Below are 20,083 nucleotides of genomic sequence, written 5' to 3'. Positions count from 1 at the left end.
AAAATGAAAAAGTTACTTTTAATCTTCGCTATATGCTTTTTGTGTACGAATACCACAAACGCACAACAGCCATTTGATAAAAAATTAGTGCTCAAACAAATGATTTTAGCCAATGATTATTTTATGCAAAAATGGCCTGAAACTGGTAAAACTATTATTACAAATAAAGAACGTCCAAGTAATATCTGGACTCGTGGGGTTTATTATGAAGGATTAATGGCTTTGCATGAAATTTTCCCAAAAGAAGCCTACTATAAATATGCCTATGACTGGTCAGAATTTCATAAATGGGGTTTTAATAGCGGAAACACAACCCGTAATGCAGATAATTATTGTGCAGCCCAAACCTATATTGATTTGTACAATTTAGAACCGGATGCTAAAAAATTAAAAAATACAAAAGCAAATATCAATATGCTTTTGAATACGCCTCAGCTTGATGATTGGTCTTGGATCGATGCTATTCAGATGGGAATGCCGGTATTTGCAAAACTGGGCGTTTTAGAAAAAGACAATCGCTATTTCGAAAAAATGTACCAAATGTATATGTATTCAAGAAACAATCATGGAGATCACGGACTTTACAATCCAAAAGATGGTTTATGGTGGCGTGATGCCGATTTTGATCCTCCATACAAAGAACCAAATGGCGAAGATTGCTACTGGAGCCGTGGTAATGGATGGGTAATTGGTGCTTTGGCAAAAGTACTGACTATCATTCCTCAAAATGCGCCGCACAGAGAGCAATATGTAAAAGACTTAAAAGCAATGGCTGCAGCCTTAGTTCCAATTCAAAGAGCTGACGGATTCTGGAATGTAAGTTTACATGATCCAACTAATTTTGGTGAAAAAGAAACATCCGGTACTGCTTTATTCATTTACGGAATGGCTTACGGAATCAATAGCGGAATTTTGAAAAAAGAAACGTATCTTCCAGTCGTTCAAAAAGCATGGAATGCAATAACCAAAGAAAGTTTACATGAAAATGGATTCTTAGGATTTTTACAATCAACAGGAAAAGAGCCAAAAGACGGTCAGCCACTATCTTATGACAAAATTCCGGATTTTGAAGATTACGGATTAGGCTGTTTTTTATTAGCCGGATCAGAAATTTATAAAATGAAATAATGAAAAAAGCATTCTTCTATTTTATTTCTCTGGGGATAAGTTTTTCAGCTTTATCCCAAAAAAAGGAAATTCCGCTGTGGGATAAAATCCCGGATGCTATTGAGTCTACAGAATATGCAGAAAAAATAGTAACCAATAAAGATGGTATTGCTGTAGATGTCCGTAAAGTAACTACTCCAACTCTCACAGCTTATTTTGCAGATCAGGAAAAATCAAACGGAACAGCTGTTATAATATGTCCTGGAGGTGCTTACGGAATGCTGGCCATTGACAAAGAAGGTTATAAAGTTGCCGAATGGTTTAACGGTTTAGGAATAAATGCTTTTGTCTTAAAATACAGATTGCCGAGCGATTTGATTATGAAAAACAAAACTGTTGCACCTCTGCAGGATGCACAGGAAGCCATTCGTCTGCTACGAAGAAATGCTGCTAAGTGGAAACTAAATCCTAATAAAATTGGTATTATGGGATTTTCAGCCGGTGGACATTTAGCTTCTACTTTATCTACACATTATAATGACAAAGTGTATACGCCTACGGATACAATAAGTGCCAAACCAAACTTTTCTGTTTTAATTTATCCTGTAATATCCATGCAGGAGGGAGTTACACATCAGGGATCAAAAGATAATTTGTTAGGCAAAAATGCTCAGGAAGAAATAGTTGAAAAATATTCGAATGAAAAACAAATAACAGCTTCAACGCCAAAAACATTTTTAGTTCACGCTACTGATGACAAAGCGGTTCCTGTAGAAAATAGTATCAATTATTATTTAGCCTTAAAAAAAGAAAAAGTGTCTGCAGAAATGCATTTATATGAAGACGGAGGTCACGGATTTGGTTTAGGAGTTAAAGGCACTAATGCATCCTGGCCTAAAACCTTTGAAAAATGGCTTACTGTTAACGATTATACATTAAAAAACGACGGTTATGTATTTACCTATTTCAAAGGTAATGGCGAAGATGGGCTCCATTTAGCTTATAGCGATGATGGATACAAATGGAATACTTTAAAAAATGATAAATCATTTTTAACTCCCGAAGTTGGAAAAGACAAACTGATGAGAGATCCTTGTGTAATTAAAGGCGGAGATGGTTTATATCACATGGTTTGGACAGTTAGCTGGACGGATAAAGGAATTGGCTACGCATCTTCAAAGGATTTGATTCATTGGTCAAAACAAGAATTTATTCCGGTGATGGCGCATGAAGAAAAAACCAGAAACACCTGGGCGCCTGAAATTACCTATGATGAAAAGTCTAAAACATACATGATTTACTGGGCTTCTACCATTGACGGTAAATTTCCGGAAACAAAATCAGAGGAAGAAAAAGGATATAATCACAGGATTTATTACATCACAACTAAAGACTTTAAAACGTTCTCTAAAACCAAATTACTTTACGAACCAGGTTTTAATGTTATTGATGCTACGATTGTAAAAATAAATAATGGTTTTACAATGTACTTAAAAGATGAAACAAAAGTGCCGGTTCAGAAAAATTTAAAAGTAGCTACGAGCAAAAAACTGGAAGGTCCATACACAAAAGCAAGTGAACCTATTACAGGAAATTACTGGGCAGAAGGGCCTACAGCTATTCAAATCAATAATGAATGGATTGTTTATTTTGATAAATATACCCAGAAAAAATATGGAGCAGTAAAACAAACTTCAAAAGGCTGGGAAGATATATCAGAGCAAGTTAGTTTTCCCTCAGGAACACGACATGGAACTGTTATTAAAGTTTCTTCCTCAGAAATTAATGCCTTAAAAAAGCAATAAAAAACAAACCCAGCAAAACTCAATAATTTAGTTTCGCTGGGTTTTTAAATTGTAACAATTGCAAATTATTCTCCGCTGATATGAAGTTCACTAAACTCCTTATCAACTATTAGAAAACCATTCATTTCAAAATCAGCTGAATTGAATTCAAATTTTTCATTGTCAATTTCAATTTCAGTCACTTTAAAAGGCAATCCAAAAAAGTTAATCTTGTATTTACTGTAAGGTGTTTCATATTTTCCTTCTTTGTGCAATTGTATAATTACTTCTTTTTCTTTTCCAATCGTTCTAAAGGATAAAAAGCTGAAACGTCCTTTCTTATAATCATAACCATCCTGCGCATCTTCATAAACTTCTGATTTTTCTTTTCCGATTTTGAAATAATAATCAAGAACTAACTCATCAAATTCTAACTCTCCAACATATTGCTGTACAGGATATTTCGGAATAATTGATCCTGCTTTTACGAAAACCGGAATTTCATCAAATTTAGAATCAACCCATACTTCTCGTCCTCCTGTTGCAAATTCATTTGTCCAATAATTGTACCACTCCCCTCTTGGAATATACATACGTCTTCCTACAGCATTAGGCTCCAGAATTGGGCAAACTAATATGTGATTTCCGAATATAAATTCATCATTGCGATAATGTGTCTGAGTATCATCCTGATCGTAGTATACCAAGGGTTTCAACATCGGAATTCCTTCTTCGATATACTGCCAGAACATTGTATATAAGTACGGTAATAATTGATAACGAAGACTAACAAATTTTCGGGTAATATCAACCACTTCTTCATCAAAAGCCCATGGTTCCTGATTTCCATGATCTCCTGATGAGTGTGTTCTGCAGAACGGATGGAAAACCCCTAACTGAATCCAACGCGCATATAATTCGCCTGTTGGCTGTTCAGCAAATCCGCCAATATCAGAACCGGTAAATCCCATTCCGGAAATACTCATACGCTGTACCTGAATATTGGCAATCCATAAATGTTCCCAGGTTGCCACGTTATCTCCTGTCCACGAAGATGTGTAGCGCTGAGCACCTGAATAAGCAGATCTTGTAATTACGAATGGACGCTTTGGATACACAAATCGTTTTACTCCATGATAAGTCGCTCTTGCCATTTGAGTACCATAGATATTATGTGCTTTCCTGTGACTGCAGGGATTTCCGTCATAAGAATGGCGAACATCCATCGGGAAAGTCTTATTCGGAACTTCCATCACAGCTGGTTCGTTCATATCATTCCACACTCCTTTTACCCCAATATCCGAAATTAATTCTTTAAACAATCCTGCCCACCACTCGCGAACCACAGGATTTGTATAATCGGGAAAATTACATTCGCCCGGCCAGACTTTTCCTTTCATATAAGGTCCGTCTGCTCTTTTACAGAAATAATCTTTTTCCAGACCTTCTTTATAAACCCAGTAATCCTTGTCAATCTTAATTCCGGGATCAATGATTACAACTGTTTTGAACCCATCTTCGGCTAATTCGGCAACCATTTTCTTTGGATCCGGAAAATAATCCTTATTCCATGTAAAACATCGAAAACCATCCATATAATCAATATCCAGATATATGGCATCACAAGGAATCTTTAACTCTCTGAATTTCGAAGTGATTTCTTTTACTTTGCTCTCCGGATAATAACTCCATTTACATTGATGGTATCCTAAAACCCAAAGCGGTGGCAATTCCGGCTTACCTGTCAAATCGGTATAAGTTGTAACCACATCCTGCATTTGTGGACCGTAAACAAAATAATAATTCATTTCTCCACCTTCACTCCAGAAACTGGTTACGTTTCTTCTTTCCTGACAAAAGTCAAAAAAAGTACGGAATGTATTGTCAAAGAAAATACCGTAAGATTGTTTATTGTGAAGGCCTATATAAAAAGGAACTACCTTATATAAAGGTTCCTGATCTTTTTGATAGGCGTATTGATCGGTAGCAAAATTTTCTACTCTTTTGCCTTTTAAATTCATTTGAGTGGCTTTATCGCCAAGGCCGTAAAAACATTCACCATCTTTCGATGATTTACTCATTTTTACAATATTTCCGCCATATTCATAGCTTTCTTCCCAATGAAAACCAAGCTCATCTTCCAGTATTAAAAAATCATTCAGATCATAAATAGACAAACGAAGATCTGCCTTTTTGATTTTACATTTTACTTTACTGGTTCTGATTTCAAAATGATTTTCTTCTTCGGTAACTGTCAAAAAATTATAGCCATGCAACTGGCTTTTATCAATTGCATACGAAAAATCGTTACTGAAATAACCTTTTGTGGTAAAACGAAAACGAATTAAACTGTCCCTAAGAATGGTAACTTTTAAAATTACATTATTGTCAGTATTAAAAGAAATGGAATCGCCTTCATGTTCATACGAAACTACTTTTGAGGGAAATAAATTGCCTTTGTATTCTAATGCGGTATTTGTAATCATATGGCTAATGAATTAATTTAAGGATTCTTGTCTTTATTTCAAACTTACAAAAAAACTTATTAATCCCCTATGAATAAAAGGTTTATTAACGAAAACGTTTTATATAGATGAGTGATAATTTACATATCGTAAAAAAATTAATTCAGCAATTTATAATCGAAAAAATAATAAAACAGCATCGTAAAAAAAGTCATTTTAATTATGTAAAAGAATAAACCGTAACACTCAAGGGTGGCAAAGTTAGTTCAACAGAAAAATCTCTCCCATCATAAGGAAAAGATTCTATTTTCAAAGTTCCGGGATTACTTACTCCACTTCCGCTATAAACAGGAGAATCAGTATTGAAAATTTCTTTTAATTTTCCTTTCTGAGGAATTCCAATTCTATAGTTTTCGCGAATAATCTGAGTAAGATTGCAAACAATAATTAAATCTTCCTGAGGATTATTCCCTTTACGGATGTACGATATAACCGCATTTTGATGATCTGAATAGTTGATCCACTCAAAACCTTCCCCGCTAAATTGTTTTTCATATAAAGCAGGCTGTGATTTATATAACTGATTTAAGTCGGTAATTATCTTTTTTATTCCTGAATGATAATCATATTGTAACAAATGCCAGTCCAGACTGTTTTCAAAATTCCATTCGGCAGTTTGTCCAAATTCAGATCCCATAAATAACAATTTGGTTCCGGGATGCGTGAACATATAACCGTAGAGCAGTCTTAAATTGGCAAATTTCTGCCATTCGTCACCAGGCATTTTATTAGCTATAGACTGTTTTCCGTAAACCACTTCATCATGTGAAAAAGGCAGCATAAAATTTTCTGTAAAGGCATATGTCATCGAAAAAGTCAAATCATTTTGATGGTATTTTCTATAAACTGTTTCTTTTTGAAAGTATTTTAAAGTATCGTGCATCCAGCCCATCATCCATTTCATTCCAAAACCCAATCCACCTGTAAATGTTGGTCTTGAAACCATTGAAAAAGAAGTACTTTCTTCCGCAATGGTCTGAACTCCATCAAAATTAGCGTAGATTACTTCATTAAATTCCTTCAGAAAACTAATGGTTTCTAAATTTTCATTTCCTCCGTAAATATTAGGTTCCCATTCACCATCGTTTCTTGAATAATCCAAATAAAGCATTGAGGCTACAGCATCAACACGCAAACCATCAACATGATAATTTTGAAGCCAAAAAACAGCATTACTAATTAAAAAAGCACGAACTTCATTACGCCCATAATTAAAGACAAGGCTTTTCCAGTCAGGGTGATAGCCTTTTCTGCGATCCGGATGTTCGTATAGATGCGAACCGTCAAAAAATCCCAAACCATGCGCATCATCAGGAAAATGTGACGGAACCCAATCGAGAATTACACCAATACCTGCCTGATGCAATTTATCTACCAGCACCATAAAATCCTGCGGCTTACCAAAACGGGATGTTGGCGCAAAATATCCTACTAATTGATAGCCCCACGAAGGATCATAAGGATATTCCATAACCGGCATAAACTCAACATGCGTAAAACCGGTTTCTTTAACATAAGCAACCAAATCATCAGCCAATTCCAAATAAGTCAAAAACCTATTGTCATTACCACGTTTCCAGGACCCCAAATGTACTTCGTAAACCGAATAAGGCTTGTCTAAAGCATTATGTTCCTGACGCGACTGCATCCACTTTTCATCTTTCCAGTTATAATCCAGATCCCAGACTACGGAAGCAGTATGAGGGGGCTTTTCACAATATAAAGAAAAGGGATCTGCTTTTTCTGTTACAATTCCGTCAATATGAGACTGGATTTTATACTTATAAATAGCCCCTTTATCTAAATTCGGAATAAAACCTTCCCAAATACCTGAGGAATCCCAGCGTACCTGAAGCAAATGTTCTCCCTGAGTCCAGTAATTAAAATCACCTACAACCGAAACAGACTTTGCAGTTGGAGCCCAGACTGCAAAGTAAACCCCTTTAACCCCATTAACTTCAACTAAGTGTGCCCCTAGTTTTTCGTATAATTTAAAGTGTTTTCCTGCCTTGAATAAATCGATATCAAAATCGGTAAAAAGAGAATGCGTAATGACGTTGGACATATTTTTTAGTAATTAGTACTTAGTTGTTAGTCCTTAGTACTTGGTGATTAGTTTAAGCAATTGGTAATTAACCATTTTGTTATTGATACTTATATAATTCGTTTATGTAGTAATATTTCAGTCGTGATAAATTAGTATTAAAAAAGTATACTTTGTCAAAAACACTTTAATAAATTGTATAGAATTAATTCCTCAATCTAATCATTAAGCATTAAAAACTAAGGACTAACAACTAATTAAAGAACTAAAAAATTAATCTATCCTGAAATTATCCGGAAGAATTGCATCTTTTTTGATGACAACAATTCCGTCCTTAATACTGTATAAATCATTTGTGAAGTTTTCTAAATGCTTGCCTCCGTTGATATGAACATTGTTTCCTATTCGCACATTTTTATCAATCAGGGCATTTTTTATAAAACAGTCATTTCCAATTCCAATGTGAATTTTATTGTTCGCAGAATCCTTATTCATTTCATCAATATCCTGATAAAAATCATTACCCATTACATAGGAGTGCTGAATTACAGTTCCGTCTCCAATTCGGGAACGAATACCAATTACAGAACTTTTAATTTCATTGGCGTTGATGATACAGCCTTCAGAAATTAGAGATTGATTGATATTTGAGTTTCTGAATTTTGAAGGCGGCAATAATCTCGGGCGTGTGAAAATCTTGTTATCGTTGTCAAACAAATTAAATTCCGGTATATCTGCAGTCAAGCCAATGTTTGCCTCAAAAAAGGATTCGATGTTTCCAATATCTGTCCAATACCCTTCATACTGATAACTCAGAATTTTATGTTTACCAACAGCTTGCGGAATAATTTCTTTTCCAAAATCCTTGGTATCAGGATCAGCCATCAAATCTTCTAATAATTGACGGTTGAAAATATAAATTCCCATTGAAGCCAGGTATTTTTTACCCTGAGCCTGCATTTGTTCGCTCACTTCAGATTCCCATTCCGGTAAAAGAGAAGCATTAGGTTTTTCTATAAAAGCTTCAATACAGCTTTCATGATTGGTTTTCAGAATTCCAAATTCAGGGGCATCTTTAGCATTTACCGGCAATGTAGCAATAGAAATCGCAGCATCAGCAGCAATATGAGCTTCCAGCATTTCGTTAAAATCCATTTGATACAACTGATCTCCTGAAAGAATTAAGGCATATTCAAAATCATGTTTTAAGAAATGCGACATACACTGGCGAACAGCATCTGCAGTACCCTGAAACCACGTTGGATTATCAGGAGTTTGTTCAGCGGCTAAAATATCAACAAATGACTGGCTGAAAATACTAAAATTGAAAGTGTTTTTAATATGCGCATTTAATGAAGCTGAGTTAAACTGTGTCAAAACAAATATTTTAAAAATATCCGAATTAATACAATTGGATATCGGAATATCCACCAGTCTGTATTTTCCACCAATCGGAACAGCCGGTTTCGATCTGGTTTCTGTTAATGGATATAAACGTGATCCCTGACCACCTCCTAAAATAATAGCAACGACTCCCTTTTTGTTAACTTTCATTTTTTTCAATTATTTGGTTATATGTTTCAATATATTCTTGGCAAACTCTTTCCCAGGAATGATCTGTAGCCATTCCTCTTTTTATTATTTCTTTAAAATGATCCTTATCATCGTATAATTTCACAGCACGGTTAACAGAATAGCAAACATCTCCAACCGATGCCTGATCGTGACAGATTCCGTTTCCATTATCTCCAAAATCAATTACAGTATCCCGGAGGCCGCCCGTTCTTCTTACTATAGGAACTGTTCCGTAGCGCAGCGCATACATCTGATTTAATCCGCAGGGCTCTACTCTTGAAGGCATTAAAATAAAATCCGAACCGGCATAAATTAAATGCGCCAATTCTTCATTATAGCCTATAAAAACATTATAATTTCCTCGATATTCTTCTTTTAACTGTCCTAATTGGCTTTCAATATCAGGATTTCCCGATCCTAAAATCAGGATATTTATATTTTCAAAATTCTCAGACAGAGACAACGCGGAAGCCTGAGGCAACAAATCACCTCCTTTTTCATCAAACAAGCGTCCGATAAAACTAAATAAAGGCTTTGACGGATCTAAATCGAATCGTTCACACAACTTTTGTTTGTTTTTGTGCTTTCCAAAGTCAAAGTTTTCGATTGCATAATGTTCTTCCAGCATTTGATCTGTTAATGGATTCCACAACTCGATATCTATTCCGTTTAAAATTCCCTTTGATTTACTTCGGACTTTATTGAATAATGATTCCAGTCCGTTTGCCGAAACATTAATTTCATCCAGGTAACTCGGCGAAACCGTGGTGACCGCATGCGCACATTTAACCGCAACTGCTAATGAATTCAAAGAATTATCCCATTCCAAAAACCCGGCATGACGCACATCAAATTCAGGGATATAATTCATTTTATCATGACTAAACCACCCCTGATACAATCCGTTATGTATCGTAATAACAGTTCTGACATTGCTTAGCACTTCATATTTATAACTGTATTGAAGCATAAACGGAATTAATCCTGTGTGATGATCATGGCAATTAATAACATCAGGAATGATATTGGATGCCAGAATCCAGTCTAAAGTCGCAATTTGAAAGGATAAAAACCGTTCAATATCATCTTCATATCCGTATACATTTGATCTGTCAAACAGCTCTTTTATTTCAATCAGGTACAATTCATATCCTAATTTATCTGTAGCTTCCTTCAGCACATTATATGGAAAAGTAAAATTTCCTAATACTACATTTCCGGAATATACTGTTTCAAAAGTATTTTCGTTTTTAAATTTGGTATCATAACAGGGAACCACTACCCTGACTTCATGACCTGCATTTTTTTGGTATTTAGGTAATGCTCCAACAACATCTGCGAGACCGCCTACTTTTGCCATTGGATAACATTCTGCACTGATATGAAATATTTTCATGTAAAACCTCTATTTTAGAAAATTGATAGTTGAGTTGATTAATATTAAAACTCTGATAATTTGTGGTACTTTTATGTTTTTTAAATTTAGGAAAAAATAAGTAAAATATAGCCTTGGAATAAAAATTATCATTATGCCAAAAAAAACACCAAATCCTACAAAATCCCTAAAAATCCCATTCTTTATTATTGTTTCTGTCAAATTATGTGCACTTATTTCCCGTAAACTCGTCACGGCATACGCGGCAAAACTTTTTACGACGCCTATAAAACATAAAATTCCGAAAAGAGAATTGAAAATGGATTCTGAAAGTCTCCAGAATACACTTCATATTCCAGCAATTGATAAAAGCATTACGATTTATGAATATGGTAAAAGTGAAAAGAAAGCACTGCTCGTTCATGGCTGGTCAGGACGCGGAACACAATTATTTAAAATTGCTGATTCATTATTGGAAGATGGATATTCTGTTGTAAGTTTTGACGCTCCGGCACATGGAAAATCAGCAGGAAAATCAAGTATCATGTCTGAATTTATTGAATCCATTTTAGAAATTGAAAAACAGTATGGGCCTTTTGAAATTGCTATTGGGCATTCACTTGGTGGAATGTCTGTTTTGAATGCCCTTAAAAATGGTTTGCAGGTTAAAAGAGCTGTAGTGATTGGAAGTGGCGATGTTGTACAGGATATTTTGGATGATTTTATTTCTAAATTGAGATTAAAACCCGAAATTAGTGTTCGTCTGCGTGATTACTTTGAAAAAAAATATCAGGTAAAGATGGATGATTTTTCGGCATATAAAGCGGCAAAGAAAATAGAAACTCCTGTTTTGGTAATTCACGATAAAAATGATCCTGAAGTCCCTGCAAAAGCCGGAATTCACATTCATGACAACCTTCAAAAAGGGAGTTTATTTTTGACAGAAGGTCTTGGCCACCGCAAAATTTTGGGAAATCACGACGTAATCAACAAAATTATTGAATTCATACTTAATTAAAACTGCCATGGATTTATTTGGAGAAACAAAAGATTGGGAACATGATTTAAAACCAATTTTAAAGAAATACAAAGGAAAGAAACATCCTTTAGATTATAAAAACACATATCAGTTATTGGTGATGGTTGTATTGTCAGCACAGGATTCTGATGCGAATATAAACAACATTGCTCCTGCTCTGTTTGAAAAATTCCCAACTTTGAAAAGTATATCAAAAACTGATTCTGAAACTTTTATACCTTATGTAAGCAAGGTTCGAAATCATACTACTAAAACCAACTGGCTTTTAGAAATTGCCAAAACGATTCAAAACGATAAAGATATCCCTTTAAGCATGAATGGATTGACAGCTTTAAAAGGTTTGGGAAGAAAATCTGCGAATGTTATTTTAAGAGAAACCCATCAGCCAGCTGAAGGCATTATCACTGATTTACATGTAATTCGTGTTGCGCCCAGACTCGGAATCGCTCAGGAAAGCAAGGATGGCAACAAAGTAGAAAAGCAATTAATGGAAGCTTTACCAAAGAAAATCTGGTCAGAAGTTGGTATGGCTATCTCATTTCACGGAAGGGAAACGTGCAGACCCAAACCTAAATGTGAAGAATGCGTTTTGAATGATATTTGTTATTATTTTCTACATCTTAAAAATGGAATTTAATTAACCTATATCTTTAAGTATAAAAAAATATCATCATTAGTTTTTTTTTCAAAAACATTTATCGTAATATTGCAATATAAAAATAATATAATGGGCGCTACTAAAACAGATCATTTTACCGAGAGACAAAATCAGATTGCCAAAATTGCAAAAGCATTAGGACATCCTGCCAGAATTGCCATTATTGAATATCTCCTCAAAGTAAATACTTGTATTTGTGGTGATATTGTAAACGAGCTTCCTCTCGCCCAGCCTACCGTATCGCAACATTTAAAAGAGTTAAAAAATGCCGGAATTATTAAAGGGAATATTGAAGGTACAGCAATTTGTTACTGTATTGATGAAAAGGTTATTGAAATTTTAAATGATTATTTTTCTAAAATTATCCTGACTGTTACCAATCAAAAATGTTGTTAAACATTTTTTTGTCACGATCAATCGTAATATTGCAATAAACAACTAAATAATAAAACTATGAAACTATCCGAAATTAAAACAATACTCGAAACTGTAGAAACAGTAAATTTTCAATTACCAAACGGAAACTTCGTACCGGACCATTTCCATGTTACAGAAGTAGGTTTAATAACTAAAAACTTCATTGATTGCGGAGGAACTGTTCGTAAGGAAACCGTAGTAAATTTTCAGCTTTGGAATGCCAACGATTTTGAACATCGTTTAAAACCACAAAAACTGATTCATATTATTGAACTTTCTGAAAAAGTTTTAGAAATTGAAGATTTTGAAATTGAAGTCGAATATCAGGACACTACTACAATTGGAAAATATGATTTGGATTTCAATGGTAAAGATTTTCAACTTCTAAACACGAAAACAGCTTGTTTAGCTATGGAAAATTGTGGAATTCCTAAAGAAAAATCTAAATTGAATCTTACTCAACTTAATGCAGAAAATGCTAATTCATGTACTCCAGGCGGAGGTTGTTGCTAATCTAAAAAATATATGTCAAATAAAGAAATCTTATTTCCTGAAATAGAAAAAGTTGTATCATCGTTTAAATTAAACGACATAACTCCGGAACGCAAAAAAACGCTGCAATCTCTTATTGATTTTATTCGATTTAAAGTTGAAAATCAAGAAGAAATACGATTGAATTTAATTTGTACTCACAATTCCAGAAGAAGTCATTTGTCACAAGTCTGGGCACAAACAGCGGCACATTATTTCGAAATAAAAAATGTTTTTTGCTATTCAGGTGGAACTGAAGCTACAGCCATGTTCCCGAAAATTGCCGAAACCTTAGAAAATACAGGATTCAAAATTCACAAACTTTCTGAAGGAAATAATCCTGTTTATGCCATAAAGTTTGCTAAAAACGAATCTCCTGTTATCTGTTTTTCTAAAACGTATGATGATGAATTTAATCCTGAAAGTGGTTTCGCAGCCATTATGACCTGTTCAGGTGCAGATGAAGGCTGTCCTTTTATAGCAGGAGCCGAAAAAAGAATTCCAATTACGTTTGAAGACCCGAAAGCCTTTGATAATACCCCACAACAAACTGAAAAATATCAGGAACGCAGTCTTCAAATTGCAACTGAACTATTTTATGTTTTCTCGCAAATAAAAAAATAAGATGAGTGTAAATAATTGTACTCCTGCAGAAAGAAAACAACTGGGGTTTTTAGACGGATTCCTAACCTTATGGATTTTTCTTGCTATGGCAATAGGTGTCTCTATCGGATATTTTATTCCGTCAAGCGGAAATTTCATCAATTCCTTTTCCAGCGGAACCACCAATATTCCGCTGGCTATTGGACTCATACTGATGATGTATCCACCATTGGCAAAAGTAAAATACGAGAAGATGGGTGACGTATTTAAAAACACAAAAATTTTAGGTGCCTCATTATTTTTGAATTGGATTATCGGACCAATTCTAATGTTTACACTGGCTCTTTTATTTTTGAAAGAGTATCCTGAATATATGGTTGGGTTAATACTAATTGGCTTGGCCCGCTGTATTGCAATGGTCGTTGTGTGGAACGATCTTGCCAATGGAAACCGTGAATATGCAGCTGGATTAATTGCCCTGAACAGCATTTTTCAGATTTTACTGTATAGTGTTTATGCGTATATTTTTATCACAATTCTGCCTCCTTATTTTGGTTATACAGGATTTAATATGAATATAAGTATTAGACAAATTGCAGAAAGCGTGGGCATTTATTTAGGAATTCCGTTTGCGCTTGGCATTATAAGCCGATATAGTTTAATAAAATTTAAAGGTGAAAAATGGTTTCAGAATAAATATATTCCGTTAATTTCTCCAATTACCCTGATTGCTTTGCTATTTACGATTGTAATTATGTTTAGTTTAAAAGGTGAATTGATTGTTCATATTCCGATGGATGTTGTTCGAATTGCAATTCCTTTGATAATTTATTTTGTGGTCATGTTCATCATCAGCTTTTTTATCGGAAAGTATTTTGGTGCCGATTATTCAAAAAGTACTGCGATTGCATTTACAGCTACCGGAAATAATTTTGAATTGGCAATCGCTGTATCCATTGGTGTTTTCGGAATAAACAGCGGACAGGCTTTTGCAGGTGTTATTGGACCTTTGGTTGAAGTTCCTGCGTTGATTGCCCTTGTGAATGTTGCTTTTTGGTTTCGGAAGAAATATTATTCTTAGGATTACTGTGTGGGTTTTTATTGTTGCATTAATCTAATTCTGCTCTTGAAAATAAATCTTGTATTAAAATTTTATTTTCGCAGGCTTCTTTAAATGCAATAATAAAAATTTTTAAAGCATCCGTATTTGATGAATAAGCACAAAACATATCTGCTTCGGGGTCAAACTTAACGTCCTCCATTAGTTCAGGCTTTCGTTCCTCTAAAAATACTTTTGCTAAAGAAGCCCAATCGTAGCCATTTCCCTCAAATCCTTCTTCTTCCCTCTCTTGGAAAATTTCAGTCTTATATTCCCCAACATTCAAACATACCGAAACACTTTTTTCATGTTCAACCCAAAAGAATGGCCAAATTACTTTCTTAAAATTATTAATGTTCATATTGTTCTAATTCTTTAAAAAGTTCGTCTGCGTTTTGTTTTATACCTTCTCTAAATTTTGCAGGTATTTTACCTTTTACTCGTTCATACCAATCATAGAAATTTTGTTTTATTTGAATGATATTTAGTTTAGTAATTCTTCTATTCGCCATTTCAGGATAGTGCTTTCCGAAATGAATAAACGCATCTATATGTACAAGTAAAGGCTGACATATCTCGTTAGATGTTCTTAGCCATTCGTCTGCTTGTTTAATTTGTTCTATTGCTAAATTAAAATAACGGGCCGGTTCTAAATCAGCCATTTGATTTCCATCTGGTGCTGTACTAAATATTTTCATCCTTAATTTTGTGTTATTGTCTTTAGTATTTTGTAGATTTTTGTCAAAATTACCACTGACGTCAGTCTGTGAAAAAACTAAAATCTGCCTCTTGGGAATCACAGATTTGAGATTTTTCTCCGGTAGCTCTCCAAATACTTTCTAATTTGAAGAGTTTTTTTCACAGCCTAGGGTACTGCAGCGGGTTTGGGACTAAATTAAGCCCTGTTTTCGAATTTGCAAATATTCCAAATACAAAACCAATTCCAAATTAAGCCTAAACCCAAACTGCTTGTAGCGTGTGTTGCCAATTCGGTTTTCTTTTTTAATATGCTTTAAAAGAATTATAAAGCAAAATGCCACTCTAATTTAGAATGGCATTTTTTATTTATTGATAATTAATTTAAACTCCTGTTTTACCTAATGTAAGTGATTTAGTTGTTTTCATAATTTTTTATTTTAATAGTTATTTGACAAATATATATATAATTAATTAAATACGCTCATCTTTTTTGAAGATAAATATATTATATATATCTCCTGGCAAAGAAGGACTGTCTTTAATATAATGGTTTTTATTATTTTTAAAATTATCTTTTTTAAATTGATTTTTTTCGGCTCCACTAAAAAAAATATCTGTTTTTTTACAAGTTTTTATTTCAATATTCAAATGATCAATTATTTTACTACTTGAAAATGAAGATAAACGGTCTATACTTAAATCTTGCCTCATTTCAATTACTCTTTCAATGTAATAAATATCTTTGCCTTCCAGATTAAGTGTGTAATTTTGGTTGTTATTACCTACAGTATTGTCAATAATTTCTTTTAGACAGTCATTATCTTTAGCTTTTAACTCTTTTAAACTAACGTTATCAATCTTTGTGTTTTCTTCATCTAGTTTTGTATATGTTTTTTCATTTAAATCGTCCGGTATAGAGCTTATTGAAAATGTTAGAGGCACTTTTTCGTTTGAAGTTGGCTTAACATAAAAAAAGTTTTTTTCGATAATTTTTACAATGTTGTTTTCTAATAATTCAATTTCGATTAATATTCTAAAATTGTTATAATAACAAACAAGATTATTATCTTTAAATAATTCGTTTTCTAGAAGTGGTTCAATTTTAGGCATCAATTCAGGAAATTTTTTCTGATACTTACATAAGGTTAATGCTTTCCATTTTTTATCAATATTACTTAAATTTGAAAGATATTCTGGAGAAAAGTTTGCTTCAGATATTTTTTCAAATAGTATATTTTGAAATTTGTCAGAACTTAATACATTATCTATTTGATTTTTGAAATAATGTAAGTTTCCCAGATATTTAGCAGCACCAATACCACTACCAGTTATTACAAAAGCATATGATAAATTTTTAAGAAATTCATTATTAAGTATAAACTTCACAAAGTCATTATTCTCATATTCAATAGGTGATATAAAACTTTTATTAAGTATTATAAGTAATGGAAAAAACAACAATAAAATATATGTATGATTTACAAAGAATCTTTTTATAACACTTAAAATTGACAGATAAGGTTTTAGTTTATATTTTAATAGTAAAATTATAAAAACTAGTACAAAAATTAGGAGTAAATAATATTTAGGGATATACATATTAAAAAATTTGTGTAAACTTAATTATTTTTTATTTGGATTATTTTATGACTTGTATTTCTTTTAAGTATAGTATTTTCCAATTCAGTGATAAATTGACCACCAACTTGTATATACGGAACAAACATTCGCATATCTACCCAAATTTGGATGTATATACGAAAGTTTGTTTCATATTATTCTTTCCAAATATATTTATTTTTTCTTACAACTCTATGAGATATACAATTTTATAAATCCTAAAAATCCTCTTATGAAAAACCACTACTCCTAGCCCAGATGGAAGCGACATCCTTTTGTGCCGGAGTTCGGCACAAAAGATACAGCGGACAGCAGGAAATAGCTCCTTATTAAAAATAATAAAGAAATTCAACATTAACATTTCATTTAAATACTGTTAAAAGATATAATTACTATTTTTGGAGCTCTTTCAAAAATACGAACCACGCTATGCGAAAAACTCAGTTATTTTTACTTTTTTTTATTAGTATTCAAATTTCTTTTGCCCAACAGCCACAAAAACCTAATGCTGTTGCTATTTATAATCAAATTCAAAAATTAAACTTTTTAGGATCTGTACTGTATGTTGCAGCGCATCCGGATGATGAGAACACGCGCCTCATTTCGTATTTATCGAATGAAGTCAATGCGCGAACAGGTTATTTATCCTTGACCCGGGGTGATGGAGGACAAAATTTAATTGGGTCGCAATTACGTGAATTATTAGGTGTTATCAGGACTCAGGAACTGATTGAAGCCCGTAAAATAGACGGTGGGGAACAGTTTTTTTCTCGTGCGAATGATTTTGGATTTTCAAAAAACCCTGATGAAACTCTAAAAATCTGGGACAAGGATAAAGTACTAGCCGATGTAGTTTGGACTATCCGAAAATTTCAGCCTGATGTTATTATCAACCGTTTTGACCACCGCTCGCCGGGAACAACTCACGGCCATCACACGTCTTCGGCAATGTTGAGTGTGGAAAGTTTTAATTTGACCAATAATGCTAAAATATATTCGGAACAGCTTCAATATGTAAAACCATGGCAGGTAAAACGCTTATTTTTTAATCCGTCATGGTGGTTTTTTGGAAGCCAGGAAAAATTTGATGCCGCAGATAAATCCAAATATACGACTTTGGAAACTGGTGTTTATTATGCCGGAATTGGGAAATCGAATCAGGAAATTGCCGCTTTAAGCCGTAGCAGCCATCAATCACAAGGTTTTGGAAGTACAGGAGCCAGAGGGAATGAAACCGAATATCTGGAGCTCATTAATGGAGAAAAACCAAAAAACCGAGATGATTTATTTGACGGAATCGATACGTCATGGAACCGTGTTGAAAACGGAAAACCAATTGGCGAACTAATTTCTACAATTATTGCGAATTACAATTTTAGTAATCCCTCGGCAAGTATCCCGGATTTAGTGAAAGTATATTCGATGATTCAGGATTTGGATGACACCCATTGGAAAGATTTAAAATCGGATGCTCTAAAAAACATCATCGCATCCTGTGCGGGCTTATATCTGGAAGCTGTTGCCGAAGAACAGGAAGCAACACCCGGAAGTACTATCAAATTGAATATTGAAGCAATCAACAGATGCTCGGTTGATATGCAGCTAACAGGTTTAACTTCGTTACCGGATAATAAAACCACAGTTAAATATAAGCTTTTCTTAAAAAACAATAACGACCAGAAATTCAAACTTGAAATTCAGCTGCCTGAGACTATGGAATATACGCAGCCGTATTGGCTTAAAGAAAAAGCCAGCGTTGGGATGTACACGGTTTCGAATCAGGAAATAATAGGTGTTCCGGATATTATCAGAGACGTCAAAGTTATTTTTAATATCAAAATTGGTGGAGTTGAGATTCCGTTTGAAAGAACCGTTGTCTATAAATACAATGATGGCGTAAAAGGCGAAATGTATAATTTTCTTGATATTGTACCGGAAGTTACAACTTCAATCCTTGAAAAAGTCCTGATTTTTAAGGACTCAAAAAGTAAATTAGTTCCGGTTAAAGTTCGTGCAGGAAAAGACGGAATTAAAGGAAATTTACAGCTTGAACTCCCTAAAAACTGGATGGTGTCGCCAAAAGAAATTTCGTTTGCTTTGGACAAAAGAGGAACAGAACAAACTTTCTATTTTGAAGTTACGCCTCCGTCAAACTTTGAAGAAGTTTTTGCAAAAAGCATGGTTACGATTGACAATCAAAAATTTGATAAAGATCAGACTATTATTGATTTTAATCACATTACAAAACAACTGGTTTTAAAATCCGCCGAATCAAAATGTATCCGAATCGATTTAAAAACTACCGGAGATCCTATTGGTTACATTATGGGTGCGGGTGATGAAGTTCCGGAAAGTTTAGTACAGATGGGCTATAAAGTCACCCTTTTGAAGCCTGAAGAAATTACACCTGAAAAACTGGATCAGTTTAATGTTATCATTACCGGAGTTCGTGCTTATAATACCGTAAACGCATTGGCCAACAAACAGCCTCTTCTTTTTGATTTTGTAAAAAGTGGCAAAACCATGATTGTTCAATACAATACCAATGGCAGATTAGTAACTGAGAAGATTGCGCCTTACCCACTTAAGCCTTCTAATGATCGTGTAACTGAGGAAAATGCTAAAGTCACATTTTTAGCTCCAAATCACCCTGTTTTAAATACTCCAAATAAAATCACTGTAAAAGATTTTGAAGGCTGGACTCAGGAACAAGGTTTGTATTATCCTAATCAATATGACCCTGCTTTTACGCCAATTATTTCGTCGCACGATAAAGGAGAATCGGATAAAAAAGGCGCTTTATTGGTCGCTCCGTATGGAAAAGGCTATTATATTTACACAGGCTTAAGCTTTTTCAGAGAACTGCCGGAAGGTGTTTCCGGTGCTTACCGATTACTTTCGAATATTATTTCGTTAAAACAGCCTATAGAAGCTCCAAAACAAGAATTAAAAAATTAGATAAATCGAAAATGGAAGCTAAAAAAGAAAAAAAATGGAAAAAAAGCTA

Annotated in this window: 16 protein-coding genes; 9 read left to right on the top strand and 7 right to left on the bottom strand. The window is 33.9% G+C overall.

What is annotated here, in order from left to right; genetic code table 11:
* Positions 1-3: 3 nt before the first annotated feature.
* Both DMB68_RS05395 and DMB68_RS05390 read left to right on the top strand, forming a co-directional pair.
* Positions 4-1,128 (top strand): glycoside hydrolase family 88/105 protein, encoded by a 1,125-nt coding sequence (locus tag DMB68_RS05395; protein WP_110345608.1) that lies wholly within the window; start codon positions 4-6, stop codon positions 1,126-1,128.
* Positions 1,128-2,912, top strand: coding sequence for a prolyl oligopeptidase family serine peptidase (locus DMB68_RS05390; RefSeq protein WP_110345607.1), 1,785 nt, complete (start codon positions 1,128-1,130; stop codon positions 2,910-2,912). The genes DMB68_RS05395 and DMB68_RS05390 overlap by 1 nt, the downstream gene beginning before the upstream one ends.
* Positions 2,913-2,977: 65 nt before the next feature.
* On the opposite strand, the gene DMB68_RS05385 is transcribed toward DMB68_RS05390, so the two are convergent.
* The 4 genes from DMB68_RS05385 to DMB68_RS05370 form a co-directional block, all read right to left on the bottom strand.
* Positions 2,978-5,377, bottom strand: a complete 2,400-nt coding sequence (locus DMB68_RS05385; RefSeq protein WP_110345606.1) for a glycoside hydrolase family 31 protein — start codon at positions 5,375-5,377, stop codon at positions 2,978-2,980.
* A gap of 199 nt (positions 5,378-5,576) precedes the next feature.
* The gene (glgB, locus tag DMB68_RS05380) at positions 5,577-7,481 is read right to left on the bottom strand and encodes a 1,4-alpha-glucan branching protein GlgB (protein ID WP_110345605.1); all 1,905 of its coding nucleotides are present in this window, start codon (positions 7,479-7,481) and stop codon (positions 5,577-5,579) included.
* Between the two features lie 252 nt (positions 7,482-7,733).
* Positions 7,734-9,014 (bottom strand): glucose-1-phosphate adenylyltransferase, encoded by a 1,281-nt coding sequence (locus tag DMB68_RS05375; protein ID WP_110346361.1) that lies wholly within the window; start codon positions 9,012-9,014, stop codon positions 7,734-7,736.
* On the bottom strand, positions 9,004-10,431 hold the full coding sequence (locus tag DMB68_RS05370; protein WP_110345604.1) for a glycogen synthase: 1,428 nt from the start codon (positions 10,429-10,431) through the stop codon (positions 9,004-9,006). Before DMB68_RS05370 ends, DMB68_RS05375 begins: the two co-directional genes overlap by 11 nt.
* 133 nt (positions 10,432-10,564) lie before the next feature.
* Between DMB68_RS05370 and DMB68_RS05365 the strand changes: the two genes are divergently transcribed.
* From DMB68_RS05365 to arsB, 6 genes are all read left to right on the top strand, one after another.
* Positions 10,565-11,428 (top strand): alpha/beta hydrolase, encoded by an 864-nt coding sequence (locus DMB68_RS05365; RefSeq protein ID WP_110345603.1) that lies wholly within the window; start codon positions 10,565-10,567, stop codon positions 11,426-11,428.
* A gap of 7 nt (positions 11,429-11,435) precedes the next feature.
* The gene (locus tag DMB68_RS05360) at positions 11,436-12,086 is read left to right on the top strand and encodes an endonuclease III domain-containing protein (RefSeq protein ID WP_110346360.1); all 651 of its coding nucleotides are present in this window, start codon (positions 11,436-11,438) and stop codon (positions 12,084-12,086) included.
* A 90-nt stretch (positions 12,087-12,176) separates the two neighbouring features.
* The gene (locus DMB68_RS05355) at positions 12,177-12,503 is read left to right on the top strand and encodes an ArsR/SmtB family transcription factor (RefSeq protein ID WP_110345602.1); all 327 of its coding nucleotides are present in this window, start codon (positions 12,177-12,179) and stop codon (positions 12,501-12,503) included.
* Between the two features lie 57 nt (positions 12,504-12,560).
* Positions 12,561-13,037, top strand: coding sequence for a DUF6428 family protein (locus DMB68_RS05350; protein WP_110345601.1), 477 nt, complete (start codon positions 12,561-12,563; stop codon positions 13,035-13,037).
* A gap of 12 nt (positions 13,038-13,049) precedes the next feature.
* Positions 13,050-13,679: an arsenate-mycothiol transferase ArsC gene (locus DMB68_RS05345; RefSeq protein WP_196783681.1), complete on the top strand. Its 630-nt coding sequence runs from the start codon at positions 13,050-13,052 to the stop codon at positions 13,677-13,679.
* A gap of 1 nt (position 13,680) precedes the next feature.
* Positions 13,681-14,739 (top strand): ACR3 family arsenite efflux transporter, encoded by a 1,059-nt coding sequence (gene arsB, locus DMB68_RS05340; protein WP_110345600.1) that lies wholly within the window; start codon positions 13,681-13,683, stop codon positions 14,737-14,739.
* Positions 14,740-14,767: 28 nt separating this feature from the next.
* On the opposite strand, the gene DMB68_RS05335 is transcribed toward arsB, so the two are convergent.
* The 3 genes from DMB68_RS05335 to DMB68_RS05325 form a co-directional block, all read right to left on the bottom strand.
* Positions 14,768-15,118: an immunity 51 family protein gene (locus tag DMB68_RS05335; RefSeq protein WP_110345599.1), complete on the bottom strand. Its 351-nt coding sequence runs from the start codon at positions 15,116-15,118 to the stop codon at positions 14,768-14,770.
* Positions 15,108-15,455: a hypothetical protein gene (locus tag DMB68_RS05330; RefSeq protein WP_110346358.1), complete on the bottom strand. Its 348-nt coding sequence runs from the start codon at positions 15,453-15,455 to the stop codon at positions 15,108-15,110. The genes DMB68_RS05335 and DMB68_RS05330 overlap by 11 nt, the downstream gene beginning before the upstream one ends.
* Positions 15,456-15,927: 472 nt before the next feature.
* A complete protein-coding gene (locus DMB68_RS05325) occupies positions 15,928-17,055 on the bottom strand; it encodes a hypothetical protein (protein WP_165830097.1) in 1,128 nt (375 codons plus the stop codon).
* 450 nt (positions 17,056-17,505) lie between these two features.
* Here DMB68_RS05325 and DMB68_RS05320 point away from each other — a divergent pair, with 450 nt between their 5' ends.
* Positions 17,506-20,034, top strand: coding sequence for a PIG-L family deacetylase (locus DMB68_RS05320; RefSeq protein WP_110345597.1), 2,529 nt, complete (start codon positions 17,506-17,508; stop codon positions 20,032-20,034).
* Positions 20,035-20,083 lie beyond the last annotated feature (49 nt).

This window comes from Flavobacterium hydrophilum, assembly GCF_003202405.1.
Lineage (GTDB): Bacteria > Bacteroidota > Bacteroidia > Flavobacteriales > Flavobacteriaceae > Flavobacterium > Flavobacterium hydrophilum.
The sequence above is the reverse complement of the archived record's forward strand: the minus strand, read 5'-3'. Positions and strand labels throughout refer to the sequence as shown.

Bases quoted from the DNA above. Each gene is read 5' to 3' on its own strand.
- DMB68_RS05395 (WP_110345608.1), top strand. From the start codon at position 4: ATGAAAAAGTTACTTTTAATCTTCGCTATATGCTTTTTGTGTACGAAT.
- DMB68_RS05390 (WP_110345607.1), top strand. From the start codon at position 1,128: ATGAAAAAAGCATTCTTCTATTTTATTTCTCTGGGGATAAGTTTTTCA.
- DMB68_RS05385 (WP_110345606.1), bottom strand. From the start codon at position 5,377: ATGATTACAAATACCGCATTAGAATACAAAGGCAATTTATTTCCCTCA.
- glgB (WP_110345605.1), bottom strand. From the start codon at position 7,481: ATGTCCAACGTCATTACGCATTCTCTTTTTACCGATTTTGATATCGAT.
- DMB68_RS05375 (WP_110346361.1), bottom strand. From the start codon at position 9,014: ATGAAAGTTAACAAAAAGGGAGTCGTTGCTATTATTTTAGGAGGTGGT.
- DMB68_RS05370 (WP_110345604.1), bottom strand. From the start codon at position 10,431: ATGAAAATATTTCATATCAGTGCAGAATGTTATCCAATGGCAAAAGTA.
- DMB68_RS05365 (WP_110345603.1), top strand. From the start codon at position 10,565: ATGCCAAAAAAAACACCAAATCCTACAAAATCCCTAAAAATCCCATTC.
- DMB68_RS05360 (WP_110346360.1), top strand. From the start codon at position 11,436: ATGGATTTATTTGGAGAAACAAAAGATTGGGAACATGATTTAAAACCA.
- DMB68_RS05355 (WP_110345602.1), top strand. From the start codon at position 12,177: ATGGGCGCTACTAAAACAGATCATTTTACCGAGAGACAAAATCAGATT.
- DMB68_RS05350 (WP_110345601.1), top strand. From the start codon at position 12,561: ATGAAACTATCCGAAATTAAAACAATACTCGAAACTGTAGAAACAGTA.
- DMB68_RS05345 (WP_196783681.1), top strand. From the start codon at position 13,050: ATGTCAAATAAAGAAATCTTATTTCCTGAAATAGAAAAAGTTGTATCA.
- arsB (WP_110345600.1), top strand. From the start codon at position 13,681: ATGAGTGTAAATAATTGTACTCCTGCAGAAAGAAAACAACTGGGGTTT.
- DMB68_RS05335 (WP_110345599.1), bottom strand. From the start codon at position 15,118: ATGAACATTAATAATTTTAAGAAAGTAATTTGGCCATTCTTTTGGGTT.
- DMB68_RS05330 (WP_110346358.1), bottom strand. From the start codon at position 15,455: ATGAAAATATTTAGTACAGCACCAGATGGAAATCAAATGGCTGATTTA.
- DMB68_RS05325 (WP_165830097.1), bottom strand. From the start codon at position 17,055: ATGTATATCCCTAAATATTATTTACTCCTAATTTTTGTACTAGTTTTT.
- DMB68_RS05320 (WP_110345597.1), top strand. From the start codon at position 17,506: ATGCGAAAAACTCAGTTATTTTTACTTTTTTTTATTAGTATTCAAATT.